11 protein-coding genes and 1 pseudogene are annotated in these 16,836 nt (G+C 68.8%); 4 read left to right on the forward strand and 8 right to left on the reverse strand.

The window, feature by feature from the left end; translation table 11 throughout:
* Nucleotide 1: 1 nt before the first annotated feature.
* From DJ029_RS18705 to DJ029_RS18725, 5 genes are all read right to left on the reverse strand, one after another.
* Entirely contained in the window at nt 2-379 is a 378-nt protein-coding gene (locus DJ029_RS18705; RefSeq protein ID WP_112324018.1) for a DUF2237 family protein, read from the reverse strand.
* A gap of 16 nt (nt 380-395) precedes the next feature.
* Entirely contained in the window at nt 396-1,460 is a 1,065-nt protein-coding gene (locus tag DJ029_RS18710) for a lipocalin-like domain-containing protein (protein WP_198671194.1), read from the reverse strand.
* Entirely contained in the window at nt 1,450-3,849 is a 2,400-nt protein-coding gene (locus DJ029_RS18715; protein ID WP_112324019.1) for an ABC transporter permease, read from the reverse strand. The genes DJ029_RS18710 and DJ029_RS18715 overlap by 11 nt, the downstream gene beginning before the upstream one ends.
* Entirely contained in the window at nt 3,846-4,487 is a 642-nt protein-coding gene (locus DJ029_RS18720) for an ABC transporter ATP-binding protein (protein WP_112324020.1), read from the reverse strand. The genes DJ029_RS18715 and DJ029_RS18720 overlap by 4 nt, the downstream gene beginning before the upstream one ends.
* An 87-nt stretch (nt 4,488-4,574) precedes the next feature.
* Entirely contained in the window at nt 4,575-5,396 is an 822-nt protein-coding gene (locus DJ029_RS18725; RefSeq protein WP_112324021.1) for a cobalamin B12-binding domain-containing protein, read from the reverse strand.
* A 234-nt stretch (nt 5,397-5,630) separates the two neighbouring features.
* On the opposite strand from DJ029_RS18725, the gene DJ029_RS18730 reads away from it, so the two are divergent.
* Nucleotides 5,631-11,075: an alpha-2-macroglobulin family protein gene (locus DJ029_RS18730; RefSeq protein ID WP_112324022.1), complete on the forward strand. Its 5,445-nt coding sequence runs from the start codon at nt 5,631-5,633 to the stop codon at nt 11,073-11,075.
* Nucleotides 11,072-13,063: a penicillin-binding protein 1C gene (gene pbpC, locus DJ029_RS18735; protein WP_112324023.1), complete on the forward strand. Its 1,992-nt coding sequence runs from the start codon at nt 11,072-11,074 to the stop codon at nt 13,061-13,063. Before DJ029_RS18730 ends, pbpC begins: the two co-directional genes overlap by 4 nt.
* 750 nt (nt 13,064-13,813) lie before the next feature.
* On the opposite strand, the gene DJ029_RS18740 is transcribed toward pbpC, so the two are convergent.
* From DJ029_RS18740 to DJ029_RS18750, 3 genes are read right to left on the reverse strand one after another with little or no spacing between them, the layout of a single operon-like run.
* Nucleotides 13,814-14,404 carry a hypothetical protein gene (locus DJ029_RS18740; RefSeq protein ID WP_157966447.1) on the reverse strand — a complete coding sequence of 197 codons (591 nt, stop codon included), beginning with the start codon at nt 14,402-14,404 and terminating at the stop codon, nt 13,814-13,816.
* A gap of 11 nt (nt 14,405-14,415) precedes the next feature.
* The gene (locus tag DJ029_RS18745) at nt 14,416-15,051 is read right to left on the reverse strand and encodes a GNAT family N-acetyltransferase (RefSeq protein ID WP_112324025.1); all 636 of its coding nucleotides are present in this window, start codon (nt 15,049-15,051) and stop codon (nt 14,416-14,418) included.
* Nucleotides 15,052-15,087: 36 nt separating this feature from the next.
* Nucleotides 15,088-15,678, reverse strand: a complete 591-nt coding sequence (locus DJ029_RS18750) for a hypothetical protein (RefSeq protein WP_198671195.1) — start codon at nt 15,676-15,678, stop codon at nt 15,088-15,090.
* Nucleotides 15,679-15,822: 144 nt separating this feature from the next.
* On the opposite strand from DJ029_RS18750, the pseudogene DJ029_RS22530 reads away from it, so the two are divergent.
* Nucleotides 15,823-16,014: pseudogene (locus tag DJ029_RS22530) on the forward strand (helix-turn-helix domain-containing protein); the annotation flags it as partial.
* A gap of 21 nt (nt 16,015-16,035) precedes the next feature.
* A complete protein-coding gene (locus DJ029_RS18755) occupies nt 16,036-16,836 on the forward strand; it encodes a LysR substrate-binding domain-containing protein (RefSeq protein ID WP_232823136.1) in 801 nt (266 codons plus the stop codon).

The raw sequence follows: 16,836 nt of genomic DNA on the forward strand, positions 1-16,836 counted from the left end.
TTCAGCGACGGGCGGCGTGCGCCTGAAGGTCCTGCAGGCGGGTCACGCCCAAGGTGGCGTGATGCGTTGCCTCCAGCACCACATCCGGGGCGGCGCCCGCGTCAAAGGCCTCGACCCAGCGTTCCGCGCAAAGGCACCAGCGATCGCCCGGCTTCAACCCCTCGAAGCCGAACTCGGGGCGCGGCGTGGACAGATCATTCCCCCGCGCCGCCGAGAACGCGAGGAACTCGGCCGTCATCACCGCGCAGACCGTGTGCCGCCCATGGTCCGCCGGACCCGTGTTGCAGCATCCGTCGCGCCAGAAGCCGGTGATCGGCGCGACCGAGCACAGCCCCAGCGGGCCGCCCAGCACGTTCACGGGATCGAGTTTGCCATTCATACCCAGCCTCTTTCGTTCAGTAGCCCGTCATTTCAAGGTAGCCGACACCTTCGTGGGTGCCGGTGAACTCTATCGGTCCTTCCCAGTAGGGGAAAGCGACCTGCATGTAACTTTGCGCATTCAGCGGTGCGGTCGTCAGGTCGATCCCCTTGGCGGGCAGGGCGAGGCGCCAGCGCAGCGGGATCTCGCGGCCGGCGACGGTTTCGCGGTCAAGCTCGGTGAGGATTAGCGCCCCGTCCGCCAGCGGCTCGGGGCGGCCATCGGGATGGATGTAGGTGCCCGGCGTATAGGCGCCGCCGTCCGCATCGCGCAGGTTGTAGGCCATCAGCCGCGCCCCGTCCGGCAGGTTCAGCGCGAACCAGTCCCATCCGGTCTGGCTGCCGGTCAGCGGCTGGCTGGACCATTCGCGGTCAAGCCAGGCGGTGCCGGTGACAGGGATCGCGGCTCCATCCAGCGTGACCGAGCCTGTCAGGGTGTAGAAGGGCTGGCTGTAGTAGTGCGAGGCCTGGCCCTGCGGGGACTTCACGGAATACCCCTCGTTTCCCTGCAGCACCAGCGGCCCCTCGGCCCGCAGGGACAGGTCGTAGCCGAAGTCATCGGCGCGCGCGACAAGGCGCAGGTCGGAGAGGGGGTCCTGGCCCGTCGGCGCGGTGGAGCGCATGGACCAGTCGTTGATGAAGGCCTCGAAAGGGTCTTCGGTGACGCCGGCCTGACCGATGCCGCCCCGCGCGAAGGCTTCGGCAAAGCGGTGTTCGGTGACCGTGGTCACCGCCGCATGGCCCATCCAGGCCTGTCCGGCCGCCCAGCCGGTGCCGCGCGCCTCAGGGCTCAGCGCCTGGCGGAACAGCGTCCATTGCACGCCCATCGCGGAACCGTCGGCGGCTTGCAGGTTGGCGGTCACGTACCACCATTCGATGCGGAATCCGGGGTGCTGCGCATGATCGGCGGGAAAGGACAGCCGGCGCTCGGGGCGCACCTCGTCGAACCCCTTGGCCGAGGTGCCGAGGCCCCCGTAGCCCTGCGCCTGCGCCAAAGCGGCAGGAAGGATCAGCAGCAGCATGGCAAGGAACTTAGCGCGCATCGGAAAAGATCCTCAGCAGAACGGCGGGTGCGACGCGGCGCAGCCGCAGCGCGGGCAGGGCGGCCGCCAGCCCCGCGCTCAGCACCGCCAGGGCGAGCAGCGACAGCCATTGGCCGGGGAACAGCGCCTGGGGGATGCGCCAGCCGAAGGCCTCGACATTCACGACGGCAAGCAGGATCCAGGATACCAGCAGCCCCAAGGGGATCGCCAGGAATGCGGTGATCAGCGCCAGCATCAGCGCGCGCGCCAGTTCCAGCCGCGCCAGCCGCGCCCGCGTCAGCCCCATCGCCCAGAGCGGGGCGAGCTGGGGCAGCCGCATGTCCGCCAGCGTCAGCAGGCTGGTCAGCAGCGCCAGCCCCGCCACGGCGAAGGTCAGCACGTTCAGCGCCAGCGTCACGGTAAAGGTCCGCTCGAAGATCTGGCGCGAGAACGCCTTCAGCGCCGCCTGGTCCACCAGCTGCTCGGGGCCAAGCGCGAAGGACGCCTCAAGCGCTGCGCGCACGTCGTCCGGCGCGCCGGTGCGCACGGCAAAGCGCAGCCGTTCGGGCGACCAGTACCGGTTCAGCGTCGCTTCGGAGGTGATCGCCTGCCCGGTCGGGTTTCCGTAGTCGGGATAGATCCCCACTACCTCTGCCGAGACCATGCCCGCTGGCGCGAAACGGTCCCCCGGGCCCAGCGAAAAGCGGCGCGCGAACTGTTCGCTCAGCAGGATGCCCGAGCCGTCGGCGACGCGATCCCAGGCATCCGGCGCGGCGTTGAGCAGGGGCCAGCTATCGCGGTACATGGCGTTGTCGCGGATGCCGTAGAGCTCGTAGGGAAAGCCCTCGTGGGCCAGGTCCACGTGCTGGACCGGCAGCACCGCGTCCACGTCGGCGCGCGCCTGAAGCATGGATTCCATCGCGGCGGCCTGGGCCGCATCCTCGCCCCGCAGGTACAGGTCCGAGGCGAGGCGCTGGTCCAGCCAGCCAAGGAAGGTCAGCCGGAAGCTCGACACCATGGAGCCGACGCCGATGTTCACCGCCAGCGCCAGCAAGAGCGCCATCAGCGCCAGCGACAGCCCGCCCATTTGCGCGCGCGCCTCGGCTAGGAACCATTCCGAGAGCGGCCCCGTCGCGAAGCGGCGGGCTGCGCGCAGCGCAAGCGCCAGCAGCGTGGGCAGGATCAGCGCCGCCGCCATCAGCACCGCGCCCATCAACGCGAACCCGGCGACCAGGCCCTGCCCCCAGAGTGCGGTACCTAGCCCGCCGAGCGCCAGTAGCGCGGCAAGGACCGTTTGCACCCTGAACTGGCGGCGCTCCACCCCGTGCCAGGCCACGGGCTGCGCGGTGGCCAGCACCGGCATCCGAGACAGTTTCCACAGGCCCGACAGCGCGGCCACCAGCGTTCCGAACAGGGCCATCGCCCCGCCCGCCAGCCACCAGAGCGGAGACAGGCTCAGCGTGCCCGGCACCTCGGCCCCGTAGAGCCCGCGCAGGGTGGCGGTGACATCCTCGAGCAGGGCCGCCGCCAGCAGGTAGCCGAGCGCCATGCCCAGCGCCGCGCCGATGGCAGCCAGCACCAGCAACTCGGCCAGCACCGTCAGCATCAGTGCGCGGCGCGAGACGCCGATCGCCAGCAGCGTGCGCGCCATGGCACGACGCTGCTCGAAGGCCAGCCCGATGGTGGCGTGCACGATGAAAAGCCCCACGACGAAGGACAGCAGCCCGAAAGCCGTCAAATTCAAATGGAAACTGTCGGTCAGCCGGGCCAACTCTGGCTGCTCGGCGGGGGGGTGGCGGGTCAGACGCGCGCCCACGATCTGTTCCAGCGGCGCGAGGCCGGGCTTCTGGCTTTCGGCCAGGATCAACCGGTCGATGGCGCCGGGGCGGTTGGCAAGCTTCTGGACCAGCGCGATATCCCCGATCAAAAGCCCCTCGGGCAGGGTCGGGTCCACAAGCGGCGGGGGCAGGTCGCCGGGCAACAGGGCCGCGGTGCCCGGGTGGGCGATCAGTCGGTAGGGCGGGCTCAGGAACGATGCCAGCGATGCCTCCGTGCGGGCCGCGCCCGCGCCGGGGGCGGTTGGGGGCAGGGTGAAGACGTCGATCCCGAGCAGGCGCAGGCTGCGTCCGCCGGGAAGCCGCAGGCGATCCTCGATCACCGGGGAAACGCGCCAGCCCGCCCGGCGCAGCGCCGCGTAATTCGCCAGCGTCACGCCGCCGGGCGCGACCAGCGTGTCGAACCGGTCCCCGCCCAGCACCGCCGCCGCGTCGTCATAGGCCGCCCTTGCCTGCGCGTTCAGCGCCTGCACCCCGGACCACAGCGCCGTCGCCACGGCCAGCCCTGCGATCAGCGCGAGCAGCTGGAACGGCTTGCGCCGCCAGTGGCTGAGCAGAGTGGCGAGGATCGTCACGCGATGCGCCCCCCGCTCAGCGTCAGCACCCGGTCGAGCCTCGCCGCAAGCCGCGGCGAATGGGTGACGAGCACCAGCGCCATGCCTAGATCGCGCACCAGCTCCAGCGTCAGGTCCAGAACCCTGTCCGCCGTCGCCTCGTCCAGGTTGCCGGTCGGCTCGTCTGCCAGCAGAAGGGGCGGGCGCGCGGCCAGGGCGCGGGCGATGGCGACGCGCTGCTGCTGGCCGCCGGAAAGCTCCTCGGGGTAGCGCGCCTCGAGCCCGTCGAGGCCGAGCCGCGCGGTCAGCTCTGCCGCTGCTCGCGGATCGTGACGCCCGGCAAGCCGCGCCTGCAGCGCGATGTTCTGGGCCACGGTCAGGCTTTGCACCAGGTTGAACTGCTGGAACACCAGCCCCACCAGGTCGCGCCGCGCCGCCGCGCGCCCGGCGTCGTCCAGCGCCGTGATCTCGGCCCCGTTCAGGCTGATACGCCCGGAGTCCGGCGCATCGAGCCCGGCGATCAGGTGCAACAGCGTGCTCTTGCCCGAGCCCGATTCACCGACAAGCGCCAGGCTCCGGCCCGGCTCCAGGGTCAGGCTGACGCCGTTCAGGATGCTGAGCGCACCGTAGGATTTGTGCAGATCGTCGACACGCAGCATGCGCTTCAGGCCCCCTTGCTTCGTGTCACAGCTTAGGGCCTGCACCGGCGGGGCCAAGGGGGCTGTCGCCCGGCCGGGCGCGGCGGATCAGCGCTGGCGTCCGGACACCATCTCGTCCGCTTGCAGCGGCGCGGTGCGGATCGCCGCGAGGGCGGCGTCCACGTTCAACTCGGTGATCAGGGATGGCTGGCGCACTACTGCGCTGCCCCCGGCGATGGCGGCCAGGTCGGGATTGCGCGACGCCGCGCGCAGCTCTGCCACCAGCGCGCCCGCGCGCGGGGCGTGGTCCGCACGGCTGAGCGACACGCCCAGCACGTCGACGGGGCGGTTGCGCACGATATCGCGCAGTGTCGCGCGGTCGCTGTCGGGAACGTAGTGTACGTCCCACCCGGCGCGCTCGAAGAAGCGCGCGGCGGTGGCGGCGCCGAAGGTGTGTTCCGCCCCCGGCTCGGGGAAGATCAGGATCGAGCGGGTCCGCCCCGCCAGCAGCGGGCCCTTGTCCAAGTCGATCGCGATGAAATGCATCAGCCGCTGCAGGGTGCCGGTCGCGATGGTGACATCGACGAAGCTCAGGTTGTCGGTTTCCCATAAAGCGCCGAGCCGCTCGGCCGCCGTGGCCAGCAGGCCGAGTTGCAGATGCTCATAGGGGGTGCCGGCCTCATGCAGGGCGCGCAGCTCGGACTTCGCCTGGTCGATGCGCCCCTGCAACGCCATGGCGACCAGCGCATCCGCCTGGCCTTCGTGGTTGTTTCCACCGGTGCCGGTGGGAATGATCTGGGCCGGGTCGAGGGCAAGCGACGGGACGATCTTGCGTTCGAGTATTCTGCGAATGCGCAAGAGATGCCGCCGCGATTCCCCCGGTGCGCCGATTGTGGCGTCACGACCCGGTTGGTCGCTGAAATCAGGCACTTGGTATCCTTTGGACGCAAAGCTGGTCTTTCACCTGGATGAGAAATAGTTCGGGTCGGCGATAAGACAAAAATATTAACTTCGATGCGGCAAGCCGGGCGAACCCGAATGTGCACAAAGTCATCTCTCTTGAAGGGAATCGTCCCCGGCGGGATGCTATTCATGTTTCAATGACGCCGCGCCGATTCTGACCGCGCCCGCCAATACCGAAGACATAAGACCGGAGAGTCCCCCATGACCCGAACCATCCGCTCCCTGCTGATGATTGCCCTTTTCGCGCTGCCGGGCTCATCGCTGGCGCAACCCATTCCCGAGCGGCGGGCGGTGTTCGAGGACAACATCGACTTCTACGGGGGGGACCTCAGGGCGATCTTCGACACCACGCTGAAGGCCTGCGAGTCCGCCTGTGTCGGGGACAACGCCTGCGCGGCGCTGACCTACAACATCGGCGCGGCGGCATGTTTCCTGAAGACCGGGGTCGAGCGCCGCGATCCCTATGACGGCGCCCTATCCGCGCTGATCGTCGCGGCGGGGCCGGATACGCTGGCCCGCGCGGCAAGCCGTGCGGACGACCTGGCCTTCCTCGGCCAGCGCCGGCTTGACAGTGCGCGCGACCTTGCTGTCAGGGCCGGTCTGGACTACCGCGGCACGCTGGACGCGGAGGCGGCGCTTGCCGATGCCCGCCGCATCGCGGCCGACCGCCCGGCGGCGGCGCGGCAACTGGCGGGGCAGGCTGCGGCGAAGGCGGACCGCTCGGACATGTGGCTCGCCCTGTCGGAATACGCGCTGGCGATCCGGACCGACGATTTTTCCGAGCGTCGCCGCAACCGGGACGAGGCGGTGGACGCCGCCACCAATGCCTACCTGCGCGCGACGGGCGGGGCGGCACAGGTGCCCGCCCTGCTGCAACTGGCAAAGGCGCTTGAGACGGACGGCGACGGTCGCCTCGGCATTGATGCGCTGCGCCTGGCCCTGGACATCCAGCCGCGGGAGGAGGTTTCCGTCGCGCTGCAACGCCTGATCGGCCTTTACGGCTTCCGCATCACCGACACGCAGGTCGACAGCGACGCCGCCACGCCGCGCGTCTGTCTCAGCTTCTCCGAGCCGCTGGTGGTCGGCGCGGTGGATTACGCCAGCTTCGTGCAACTGCCGCAGGGCGATTTCGCCGTCACGGCAGAGGAGCAGCAGCTCTGCGTTGAAGGCATGGAACACGGCACCCACCTGGCCCTGACCCTGCGCGCCGGCCTGCCCGCGCGCAGCGGCGAGGTGCTGGAGCGCACCATCGAGCAGGACTTCTACGTGCGCGACCGCGCGCCCTCGGTCCGCTTTCCGGGGCGTGGCTACGTCCTGCCGCGCAGCGCCGCGGCGGCGATCCCCATTGTCAGCGTCAACGCAGCCGAGGTCGCGGTCGCGATCCACGCGGTGCCCGATGGCGGCCTGCGCGCCGCCCTGCGCGACAACCTGGTCGGCAGCCCCCTGTCGGGCTTTGACGAACGCACCCTGGCCTCGGATCTGGGCACCCCGGTCTGGACCGGCTCGGGCGACCTGCAAACCACGCTCAACAAGGACGTGACCACCGCGCTGCCGATTGGCGAGGCGGTGCGCGACTTCCAGCCCGGCGTCTACGTCATGACCGCCCGCCTGCCGGGAACCGAGGATTACGAGACCGCCGCGACCCAGTGGTTCATCGTGACCGACCTTGGCCTTTCCGCGCTCAGCGGGGCGGATGGCACCCATGCGTTCGTGCGCTCCCTCGGCGGGGCCGCGCCGCAGCAGGGGATCGAACTCTCGCTGGTCGCGCGCAACGGCGCGGCGCTGGGCACGGCCACGACCGACGCCACCGGCTACGCACGTTTCGCTGCCGGGCTGACCCGCGGGCAGGGGGGCAATGCGCCCGCGCTGCTGACCGCCCTTGGCCCGGACGGGGACTACGCCTTCCTCGACCTGACCGAAGCGGCGCTGGACCTGACCGACCGCGGGGTCGAGGGGCGCAACGCCCCGCCGCCCGTGGACGTGTACCTGACGACCGAGCGGGGCGCCTACCGCCCCGGTGAAACCGTCTTCGCCACCGTCCTGGCCCGTGACACCACCGCCGCCGCCATTCCCGGCCTGCCGCTGACCGCGATCACCCTGCGCCCCGATGGGGTCGAGCATGACCGCCAGCTTCTGGCGGACGCGGGCGCGGGCGGGCGCGCCATGGCGCTGACCCTGCCCGACACGGCGGCGCGCGGCACCTGGCGGCTGCGCATCCACGCTGACCCGGAAGCCCCCGCGCTGGCCAGCACCACCTACCTGGTCGAGGATTTCGTGCCCGAGCGGATCGACTATACCGCCACGCTGGCCGACACGGCCCTGCGGGTGGGCGCGACCACCGCGCTCGATATCGAGGCGCGCTACCTCTACGGCGCGCCGGGCGCGGACCTAACGATCAATGGCGATCTGCGCCTTGCCCCCACCAACACGCTGGAGGCGTTCCCCGGCTACAGCTTCGGCCCGGTCGATTACGTCGAACCGCTGTTCGACAGCCTCGCCTCCGGCCAGGTCACCGGCCCGGACGGCACCGCGCGGGTGCTGTTCACCCTCCCCGAACCTGAGGTGCAGGACCGCCCCTTCACCGCGCGGCTGACCCTGCGCCTGGCCGACAGTTCCGGCCGCCCGGTCGAACGCCGCCTGACCGCCGATGTCGCCCCCGCCGCGCCCCTGATCGGCGTGCGCCCGCTGTTTGACGACGCGGTGCCCGAAGGCGGCACCGCCGGGTTCGAGGTGATCTCCCTCGCGCCGGGGGGTGCCCGCGCCGCCATGGACGGGCTGCGCTGGGAAATCGCCCGCGTGCGCACCGATTACCAGTGGTACGAGGTGCAGGGCCGCTGGTCCTATGAACCCATCGTCACCCGCAGCCGCGTCGCCGATGGCACCCTGTCCACCCTTTCGGACGCGCCGGTGCGCATCGAAGCGCCTGTGGACTGGGGCCGCTACGAGCTGACCATCGCCGGAACCGAGGGCGGCTATGCCCGCACCACCTACGGCTTCAGCGCGGGCTGGTACGCCGCCGCTGCCGGAAGCGAAACGCCCGACCGGCTGGACGTCTCGCTCGATGCGGAAACCTACGCGCCGGGCGATACCGCCCGCCTGCGGCTGGAGCCGCGCAGCCCCGGTGAGATCCTGATCACCGTGCTGTCGGACAAGCTGATCTCCCGCCAGAGCGTGCAGGCCACGGACACGACCCCGATCGAGGTGGCGCTACCCGTGACGCCGGAATGGGGCTCGGGCGCCTATGTCGTCGCGACCCATATCCGCGCGCTCGACGCGGATGCGGGGCGCAACCCCTCGCGCGCCATCGGCACCGGCTGGATCGGCGTCGATCCCGGCCCGCGCCTGCTGGACGCCAGCATCACCTCCGCCCCCGAAGCGGCCCCGCGCAGCACGCACATGGCCGAAATCGCCGTCAGCGGCGCCACGCCCGGTGAACAGGTCTACGCCACGCTTGCGGCCGTGGACCTCGGCATCCTGAACCTGACCGGGTTCGACGTGCCCGACCCTGCCGATCACTACCACGGCCAGCGCCGCCTGGGCGTTGAGCTGCGCGACGTCTACGGTCGCCTGATCGACGGGCTTCAGGGCAGCCCGGGCCGCCTGCGCTCGGGCGGGGACGGGGGCAGTTCCGGCACCAAGGGCCCACCCCCGACCGAGGCGCTGATGGCGCAATTCTCCGGCGTGGTGACGGTGGATGAAAACGGCCGCGTGCAGGTGCCCATCGATCTGCCCGACTTCAACGGCACCGTGCGGCTGAACGCGATCGTCTGGTCCGAAACCGGCGTCGGCAACACCTCGCAGGAACTGCTGGTGCGCGATCCCATCGTGCTGTCGGCGAACCTGCCGCGCTTCCTCGCCCCCGGCGACAGCGCGACGCTGGAACTGGACCTCGCCCATGTCTCCGGCCCGGCGGGGGCGGTCAGCGTCAGCTATGGCGGCACCGACGCGCTGCCGCTGCCTGATGCGGCGGACAGCGTGACCCTTGCCGAAGGCGGGCGCGCGCGCGTCAGCGTGCCGCTGGCCGCGGGCGCCGTCTCCGACAACCGCCTGACCGTCACGCTCACCACGCCCGACGGGCGGGCGCTGCAAAAGTCGCTGAACGTGGCGATCCGCGCCAACGACCCGGAGGTGGCCCGCCAGTCCCGCCTGTCGCTGGCCGCGAACGGGGGCGAGCTGGTGCTGGACCGCCAGCTCTTCTCCGGGCTGGTGCCGGGCACCGGGCAGGTCATGCTCTCAGCCGGGTCGCTGGCGCGCTTCGACGTGCCGGGGCTTCTGGCCGCGCTGGATGCCTATCCCTACGGCTGTACCGAGCAGATCACCTCCCGCGCGTTGCCGCTGGTCTACTACGACCAGCTCGCGCGCGGGCTGGCGCTGGCGGGTGACAGTGTCGCCCCGCGCATCGACGAGGCCATCGAAACCGTGCTGTCGCGCCAGGGGCGCAACGGCGGCTTCGGCATGTGGTCGGCCTTCGGCGATGACCTGTGGCTGTCGTCCTACGTGACCGACTTCCTGTCGCGCGCCCGCGCGCAGGGGCATTCGGTGCCGGACCTGGCCTTCGCCTCGGCCCTCGATCACCTGCGCAACGGCGTCAACGCCGCCCCCGATTTCGAGGATGGGGGCGAGGATATCGCCTACGCCCTGATGGTGCTGGCCCGCGAAGGCCGCGCCAGCGTCGGGGACCTGCGCTACTACGCCGACCAGAAGAGCGAGGATTTCGCCACCCCGCTGGCGCTGGCCCAGCTTGGTACGGCGCTGGCGTCCTACGGCGATCCGGGGCGCGCGGACGCCATGTTCGCCGCCGCCGCCGACCGGTTGCGCTACGCGGCGGAGGATACGCGCGGCTGGCGGGCCGACTTCGGCTCCGACATCCGCGACCGCGCCGCGATCCTGACCCTGGCGGTGGAGGCAGGCTCCAACGCGATCGACCGTGCCGCCCTGTCCGAGGCGGTGGCCCGCGACGCGCTGCCTGGCCGTGGCCAGTCCACACAGGAACAGCTCTGGACCGTGCTGGCCGCCAACGCCCTTGGCGGGGCGGGCGCCCCGCCGGGCCTGATGCTGGACGGTGTTGCCCCCGCCGGCCCGCTGGCGGCGCGCTTCACCGGCGCGGACCTGTCCCGGCCCGTGACCCTGGCCAACGCGGGCCCTGCGGAGGTGCCCGTCGTCCTCAGCGTCTTCGGCACGCCGGAGGCGGGCGAACCCGCGGGCGGCAACGGTTACCGGATCGAGCGCACGCTCTTCACGCTGGAGGGGGCGCTGGCCGACCCGGCCGCACTGGCCCGCAACGACCGGATCGTGGTGATGCTGACGATCACGCCCGAACGCCCGTCCGAGGCGCGCCTGATGGTGGACGACCCGCTTCCCGCCGGGCTGGAGATCGAGAACCCCAACCTCGCCACCTCCGGCGATATCGCGGGGATCGACTGGCTGGACCTGCCCGACGTCGCCACCTTCACCGAGGCGCGGACCGACCGCTTCCTCGCCGCGGTGGACTGGTCGGGTGATCGCTCCTTCCGCCTGGCCTACGTGGCGCGCGCCATCTCTCCGGGCAGCTTCCACCATCCGGCGGCCAGCGTCGAGGACATGTACCGCCCCGCCTTCCGCGCCCGCACCGATGCCGCCCGGGTCGAGATCGGGCCGGTGCGGTGAAACGCTGGCTTGGCGGCGCGGCGCTTGCGCTCGTCCTCGGCGCTCTGGCGTTCGAGGGCTGGGTGCGCACCGCGCCGCTGCCGCCCCTTGGCAGCCCCACCTCGCAGGTGGTGGCGGACCGAGATGGCGTGCCGCTGCGCATCTTCCTTGCGCGGGATGACCGCTGGCGGCTGCCGGTCAGCCCGGCGCGGGTCGATCCCGGATACCTCGCGCAGCTGATCGCCTACGAGGACAAGCGCTTCTACAGCCATGCCGGGGTGGACCCGCTGGCGCTGCTGCGCGCGGCGCGGGACTCCGCGTTGGCGGGCCGGGTGGTGTCGGGGGGATCGACCCTGACCATGCAGACCGCGCGGCTGCTCGACGGCGGTGGCACGGGTCGGCTTTCGGGCAAGTTCCGCCAGATGCGCCTGGCGCTGGCTCTGGAACGGCGGCTGTCCAAGGCGGAAATCCTGCAGATCTACCTCACGCGCGCGCCCTTCGGGGGCAACCTGGAAGGGGTGCGCGCCGCCAGCTTCAGCTATTTCGGCAAGGACGCGCACCGCCTGTCCCCGGCGGAGGCGGCCCTGCTGGTCGCACTGCCCCAGGCCCCCGAAAGCCGCCGTCCCGACCGGTCCCCGGCGGCGGCGCGAAAGGCCCGCGACGCCGTGCTTGCGCGCAGCGCCGCCAGCGGCGCGCTCGCCCCCGATCTTCTGCCCCGCGCCCTGCGCGCCGATGTCCCGCGCCAGCGGATGCCGTTTCCCGCCCACGCCTGGCACGCCGCCGCCGCCGCCCACGCGATCGACCCGGACAGCCCGGTGCACCGGCTGGACCTCTCCGCCGGACCCCAGGTCGCGCTGGAATCCCGGCTCGAACGCCTCGCCCCGACGCTGCCGCCGGGCGCTTCGGCGGCGCTGATGGTGCGCGAGGTCGACACGGGCCGTATCGTCGCGCGCGTCGGCGCGGCGCTGCCGGGGCAGGGCACGCGCGGCGGCTTCATCGACATGACGCAGGTCCTGCGCTCGCCCGGATCGGCGCTGAAGCCCTTCATCTACGCGCTGGCCTTCGACGCCGGGATCGCGCATCCCGAAACCATCCTGTCGGACCGGCCGACGGATTTCGGCGGCTATGCGCCCCGCAACTTCGACGGCGGCTTCCTCGGCCCCGTTTCCGCGCGCGAGGCGTTGCAGCTGTCGCTCAACGTCCCGGCGGTCGCGGTGCTGGACCAGGTTGGCGCCAGCCGCCTGATGGCCTTCCTGCGCCAGAGCGGCGCACGCCCCGAAACGCCGGGCGGCGGCGCTCCGGGCCTGTCGGCGGCGCTGGGCGGGCTCGGCATCACGCTGGAAGATCTGACCGGCAGCTACACGGTGCTGGCCAGCGGCGGCGGACACCTGCTGTCCCCGGCGGCGGCCTGGTACGTCAGTGACATCCTGCGCGGCGCGCCCGCGCCAGAGTCCGGGCAGGGCGGGGCGATCGCCTTCAAGACCGGCACCTCCTACGGGCACCGGGACGGCTGGGCGCTGGGCTATGACGGGGCGCATGTCGTCGGCGTCTGGATCGGCCGCCCCGATGGCGGCGCGGTGCCCGGCCTGACCGGGCTGACACACGCCGCGCCGGTGCTTTTCCAGGCGATGGATCGCCTCGCGCCCGAGCGCGCGCCCCTGGCCGGCCCGCCGCCCGGCGCGCTGACCGTGGCGCTGGACGCGTTGCCGCGCCAGATGCAGCGGCTTGGCCCTGTGCAGGCCAGCGGCCAGCCGGAGGCGGAGACGTTCCGCATCGCCTATCCCCCCAGCGGGGCGCGGCTTTCCCTCGGCTCGGGCGGCATGCTGGTGGCCAAACTGGCCGAGGGGCGTCCGCCCTTCACCTGGATGATCGATGGCCGCGTGGTCGCCGCGGACCCCACAGCGCGCAGCTTTTCCTGGCCGATGGAAGAGCGCGGCTTCGTCACGATCACCGCGCTCGACCGGACAGGGGCCGCCGCGCGCACCACCATCGAGGTGCTGACGGACTGATCCGTGAACGCCCCTCGGCGTGCTGCAAAAACTATGTTCTGAAATGAGAAGCGCCGGATCCGCCCCCGTGGATCCGGCGCTAAATGTCACGCCGATACGGCCTGACGGTGTACTAAGAAGAACCTGGATAGACGAGGCAACGCAACACTAAGCCCCAAACGCAACGGTCCAGTCGGGTGTCCATTCGGCCAGCCTTGGCTGTGTGAATGTGCGACCCCTGTTCTTCAGGGCAAGTCAGCAGGCCCCCACCTGCTGTCCCACCCGCGGGGCCGTAATCATGCGACCCCTTTGTCTTGGTGTCCTCGCGGCCAGCGGCCTTGAGGACCACGCGCACGCGCTGACAAACAACACAGATCAGTCATGCGCGCGTTACTCGTTACACCCGACAGTGCGGACCGCTACGTGGCCCATACCGCCTGACCCTCGGTCCCGGTTCTGTGCGATCCGAACAGCAGGCTCCCCCAGAGAACACTGACCGGAAATGTGCACCCAAGTGACCGTGGGCAAGTTCATGTTAGCCTTGAAACACGCCATCGCGCTAGAATGTGCAAAAATGCATCGCGCCCCGGCTTGAATAATTGACCTTCATAAGGTCCGAAAAAGCTTTCGTATAAGTATAAATCAGATCACTTCTACAATCTGATTTTGAATGTGTATTCCCTATTTATAAAAAAATTTCAAAATTTTTGATAAATCATTTATATATTTGTCAAAATTGCAGATCGCGGATCTGCGCCCGCTTGGAGTACTTCACGTCGCCGCCTGCTGCTTTGTCGGGCCGTCCATCTGCTGAAAGCGGCAAATGGAAGCCGCCCATTCGGCGAATTGGATGTCCCGGTCCAGGTCGAAGTTTGCCACGAACCGGTGAACCGGAGCCGCCATTCCGCGCATGGTGCTGCATTTTTGCAGCGGATGCGCCGGCATGACGATGCGCATGGCCCGATCCGTGCCCATGCTTTGCCGCACTGTGGCGCCCATGGACGAATCATTTCGGGGCCCCACGGCATAGATTTCGCGGGCAGTGATCTTCGTGAAAACATTCAAAAATTCACGATTCTGAAAGGCTGAACCTTCGGGGTGATCGAACACGCTGTCAGTGACCTTCGGACGGCAATCCGGCAGCCAGACCCCGCGGGCGAAGCTGCCGTCTTTTCGCACCGCCCTGCAGAAGGCAAGCGGCATCTTCATCTTTCGCGCCAAGCGAACCGATTCCGTCACCGTGGTGACATCCACGTCGTCCAGCGGCTCTGCGTCGTTGAATCCGCGATAGGCACCGAAGACCACCACCAGCGGCATGGTGCGCCGGAAAACCCCTATGGCGGGGCGTACAATGATACTCAAGAATACACTCCCTATTCAGCGGCCATCGCGTAACCGGCATCGGCTTCGGCAGAGCGGTCGACAGACTGCTCCAGTACGCCCGGGCGATCCCAGTCGCCTTCGGGGCGGATCAGGGCGTAGGGACAACTTTCCAGCGTGATGGCGCCTTCGGGCAGTTCCCCCGTCAGGACCATCTCGGTGTACGAGTAGTCCGAGAACACCAGTGACCTGGCGTTTTCTTCCACACGAAATCCGAACAAACGGTAAAGGGGGATCAATTCGTCACGGGCGTGGCCGATGACCTTGGAGAATCCCTTGCGCTGGCAATGTTCGATGCCGGCCCGGATCATCTTGAAGGCGATCTTCGTCTTGCGGAAGTGGTGCCGCACGGCGACGCGCTCCATCTTGGCGAAACCGCCGAAGTAGCGCAGGCGCAGGCAGGCGACGGGCTCTCCGTTCACCCAGCCGATCATGTGGGTGGCGCAGAAATCGTTTCCGTCGAACTCCTCCTCGTAGGGGCAGTCCTGCTCCGCCATGTAGACGGCGGCGCGGATGGCGGTCACGCGCATCATGTCGTTGATGGTCTTGACCGTGGTTACTTCAAGTTTCGGTGGCGCTTTACGCGCTCCGTTAGCGGGATCGACGTTGAAATTCTGTCCGTCAGGCATATTCGTTCTCCAGGTGCTCTATGATTGGGTGGCCCTTTACGAGGAGTACCGTGTAACATCGAACAGCCCGCGTTTGCTGAGCCGCTCATACCGGAAAAGCAGTGGGGTGCGCGGGTCTTCCACCCGTCTGAATCCCACTGACTGCATGATCCTCTGGCCGGCTTCTGTTGAGCCGTTACCGTACAAGTCGAGATCGCGGTAATCCGGCCCGTTGAGCCGTTCCGCGATAAGCGGGATCGCGGCGACCGCGATCCCCGGGGCAAAGACACCCCATTTGTAGATTGCCGCGACCGGGTCGCCGGTGGCCGCCACGTGGCTGAGCCGGGGGTCCGGTGCATCGAAGGTGCCGGAATCCAGCGCGGCATGTCCTGCGGGCGAAAGCATCGCCATCGCGTAGAGTCCGACCAGATGGTTGTTGCGCCGGTCGTGGATAGACCAGATATTGTCATGGTGGCGCCGTCGGATGTTTTCGCAGGTCTCCAGGGTGGCCATGTGCTGCATGAATGCTGCGGCGATCCGGGGATAAATCGCGGCCAGTTCCTCGGCACTGCTGCGCGAAATCCTCACCCGCTTTGTGGCGACAATTGGATCGAGCGCGTCGAATTCTTTAGGAAAATGCTGCATCACTTTGCGATCACGACAAGAATTTGCCGCGAACTGGCCCCCGTTTGGTCTCTAACTCACTTTTAAGTAGAAAATGTATCGCTAAGCTGGCATCTTCGCAGGGCATAGAATCAGCATCGGGTCGCTGCGTATTTGCAGCGGACAGGCATGAAAAAGACAGTTTCAGACCCCTCGTGGGACGATCTCAAGATTTTTCTGGCTTGCGCCCGTGCGCTGAGCTTTCGAGCTGCTGCGAAAACGCTGGGGCTTACTTCCTCGACAGTTGTCCGCCGAATCAGTGCGTTAGAGGGTGAGCTTGGTTTCACGCTCTTCGACAGGCTGCCGAACGGGGTACAACTTACGCGCGAAGGCTCGCGTCTGGTGTCCAGCGCGAACCAGATCGAGCAGGGCGCGTTCGACTTCCAGCGCCGGATCGAGACGTTCGATTCGAAGAAGCGCGGCATCGTGCGCGTGTCCGCGACCGAGGGCCTTGGCACCTATTGGCTGATGCCCCGGCTGATCGATTTCCAGCGCGGCAACCCGATGATGGTGATCGACCTGAAGGCGACCGAGCAGACGGTGGACGTCAGCCGGATGGAAGCCGACGTCGCGATCCAGTTCGACGAGCCGACGAACCCCCACGTCATGCGCCGCCGCCTGTGCTCGCTGCACGTCTATCCTTTCGCGGCGCGCCAGTACCTCGACACTTACGGGATGCCGCAGACCAAGCAGGACATGCTGGATCACCGGCTGGTGGACCAGGTCGGCCCGCAGCTGGATGAGGGCGCCTGGCCCCGCTACCTCGGGATCGAGGATGTGGAAGGCGTCGTCGGCATTCGCACCAATTCCTCGGCGGCGCATTTTTCCGCCGTGCACGGGGGCGCGGGCATCGGCGGTCTGCCGACATTTGCCGCAGCCCTTTTCAAGGATCTCGAGCCCATCGACATTGGGATCCACCACCGTATCGACGTCTGGATGACCTATCATCCCGACGCCCGCCGCACCCCCCGTGTGGCGACCATGATCGACTGGCTCATCGGGACATTCGACGCCGCCAAGTATCCCTGGTTCAGGGACGAATTCATTCATCCAAGTGCATTCAATGATTTTGACAGCCGCCATTGGCAAGACCAACCCGCCCGTTTCGGGTTCTCGACGGATTATCTGCGCAATATCGGGTAA

This window comes from Oceanibium sediminis, from assembly GCF_003265325.1.
In the GTDB taxonomy this organism is placed as follows: domain Bacteria; phylum Pseudomonadota; class Alphaproteobacteria; order Rhodobacterales; family Rhodobacteraceae; genus Halovulum; species Halovulum sediminis.